The following is a 2,686-nucleotide window of genomic DNA, read 5'->3' on the forward strand; positions in this document are numbered from 1 at the left end:
ACAAAAAAAGCCGTCTGAAAGTTATTTACAACTTTCAGACGGCTTTTTATTCCTTAAAAATCCAATCAGATTTTGGCGGCGAAGAATTTCAGCGTGCGGATCAGCTGGCAGGTGTAAGACATTTCGTTGTCATACCAAGCCACGGTTTTCACCAGCTGCTTGTCGCCTACGGTCATCACGCGGGTTTGGGTGGCGTCGAACAGTGAGCCGAATTCGATGCCGATGACGTCGGAAGAAACGATTTCGTCTTCGGTATAACCGTAAGACTCGTTGGCAGCGGCTTTCATCGCGGCATTGATTTCTTCTTTGGTCACGGTTTTTTCCAATACGGACACCAATTCGGTCAGCGAGCCGGTGGCAACGGGTACGCGCTGGGCGGAGCCGTCGAGTTTGCCGTTCAGCTCGGGAATAACCAAACCGATGGCTTTGGCGGCGCCGGTGCTGTTGGGCACGATGTTTTGCGCGGCGGCACGGGCGCGGCGTTTGTCGCCTTTGCGGTGCGGCGCATCCAAAGTGTTTTGGTCGCCGGTGTAGGCGTGAATGGTGGTCATCAGGCCTTCAACGACGCCGAATTCTTTTTGCAGCACGGCAGCCATCGGCGCCAGGCAGTTGGTGGTGCAGGAAGCGGCGGAAATCACGGTTTCGGAGCCGTCCAAAATGCCTTCGTTTACGCCGAATACCACCGTTTTCACATCGTTGCCGCCCGGTGCGGAAATCACGACTTTACGCGCGCCGGCGCGGATGTGGGCTTGGCATTTTTCATTGCTGGTAAAGAAGCCGGTGCATTCCAATACCACGTCCACGCCCAGCTCGCCCCACGACAGCTCTTCGGGGTTGGGGTTGGAAAACACTTTGATTTCTTTGCCGTTGACCACGATGGCATCGTCTTTCAGCTCGGCCGTGCCTTGGAAGCGGCCTTGCGCGGTATCGTATTTGAACAGGTGTACCAGCATATCGGCAGGGGTCAAATCGTTTACCGCCACCACTTCGATGCCTTCGGTTTTCACGATTTGGCGCAGTGCCAAGCGGCCGATGCGGCCGAAGCCGTTGATTGCAACTTTAATGCTCATGGGATGCTCCTTGTAAGCAGAAAGGAAATTGACATTATCCGCATTGTAGCGTGAAATAAAACTACTACCTAGAATTACATGATGTTACGTATAAAATATTTGATTTCAATAAAGAAAAGCAGGTTTAGCGGCCATTCGCGATATTTCGGGCAAAGTGGTAGGGCAGCTTGTGGATGGCCTTTTTATGTAGTTTAAAATCTATTATTTAAAAAGATATTTTTGATGAGCAGGCTGCTTGACTGTGGATAAACTATTTAATTATTTTAAAATCAAATAGTTTTGATTGAAAAATACCGGCGTTTAATCCGCCCGGGCGGCTGCGGAAGGTTTCGGATATATTTACCGCCTGCCGTTGCATTTGTGGATAAAGGGAATATTATCCACATCAGTCCCACATATTTTTCAGACGGCCTGTGGTTTTCCGCCGCCTACCGAAATCATAAGTAAAAACTATGAAAAATAATGGATTAACCTTTGGCTTTTATCGTATCATCGGTTTATTACATGACACCGCAAAAGGAAGCTGCCATGTTGCAACGTACCCTTGCCAAATCCATCAGCGTCACCGGCGTCGGCCTGCATTCGGGAGAACGCGTGGCGCTTACGCTCCACCCCGCACCAGAAAACAGCGGCATTGCCTTCCGCCGCACCGATTTGCCAGGCGAGCAGGGCGAAATTATCAAGCTCAATCCGTATCTGATTAACGATACGCGCCTTTCTTCGACCATTGTTACCGAAAACGGCGTGCGCGTCGGCACCATCGAACACATCATGTCGGCGCTGTCGGCCTACGGTGTGGATAACGCGCTGATTGAGCTGAATGCGCCGGAAATCCCGATTATGGACGGCTCCAGCCTGCCCTTTATCTACCTGCTGCAAGATGCGGGCATCGTCGATCAGGGCGCGCGCAAACGGTTTTTGCGGATTTTGAAAGAAGTGGAAATTAAAGAAGCGGGCAAATGGGTGAAATTCACGCCTTACGAAGGCTTCAAAGTCACTCTGACCATTGAATTCGACCACCCTGTATTCAACCGCAGCGCGCCGACTTTTGAAATCGATTTCGCAGGCCAGTCGTATGTGGACGAAATCGCCCGCGCCCGCACCTTCGGCTTTATGCAGGAAGTGGAAATGATGCGCGCTCACAACCTCGGCTTGGGCGGCAATCTGAACAACGCCATTGTAATTGACGATGTGGATGTATTAAATCCCGAAGGCCTGCGCTATCCCGACGAATTTGTGCGCCACAAAATTCTCGATGCCATCGGCGATCTGTATATCGTCGGCCATCCGATTATCGGCGCATTTGAAGGCTACAAATCCGGCCACGCCATCAACAACGCCCTGCTGCGTGCAGTATTGGCCGATGAAAGCGCTTACGAATGGGTGGAATTTGCCGACGAAGCCGATCTGCCCGATGCGTTCCACGAGCTGCCGAGCGTGGCGTAATATCCGAATATCGGATATATCGAGTAAAAGCTGTCTGAAAAACGCTGTTTTTCAGACGGCTTTTTTATCGGATTGGGGAATTTGTTTGGTTTCGTAGGGCGGGATAGCAACCCCGCCCTACGTTGCTATAGTCGTTTCAATTTAGATTGAGACAAGGCTGCAAGCCGCAG

General features: G+C 51.1%; 2 protein-coding genes. One reads left to right on the forward strand and one right to left on the reverse strand.

What is annotated here, in order from left to right; all coding sequences use genetic code 11:
- Positions 1-65: 65 nt before the first annotated feature.
- Complete coding sequence (gene gap, locus BDE01S_RS09855) at positions 66-1,070, reverse strand: type I glyceraldehyde-3-phosphate dehydrogenase (protein WP_066080975.1); 1,005 nt, start codon at positions 1,068-1,070, stop codon at positions 66-68.
- A gap of 528 nt (positions 1,071-1,598) precedes the next feature.
- Here gap and lpxC point away from each other — a divergent pair.
- Positions 1,599-2,516, forward strand: a complete 918-nt coding sequence (gene lpxC, locus BDE01S_RS09860) for a UDP-3-O-acyl-N-acetylglucosamine deacetylase (protein WP_066080978.1) — start codon at positions 1,599-1,601, stop codon at positions 2,514-2,516.
- Positions 2,517-2,686 lie beyond the last annotated feature (170 nt).

The sequence above is a fragment of the Bergeriella denitrificans NBRC 102155 genome, from assembly GCF_001592185.1.
Classification (GTDB): Bacteria; Pseudomonadota; Gammaproteobacteria; order Burkholderiales; family Neisseriaceae; genus Neisseria; species Neisseria denitrificans.

Coding starts and splice junctions, on each gene's coding strand:
- gap (WP_066080975.1), bottom strand. CDS start 1,070: ATGAGCATTAAAGTTGCAATCAACGGCTTCGGCCGCATCGGCCGCTTG.
- lpxC (WP_066080978.1), top strand. CDS start 1,599: ATGTTGCAACGTACCCTTGCCAAATCCATCAGCGTCACCGGCGTCGGC.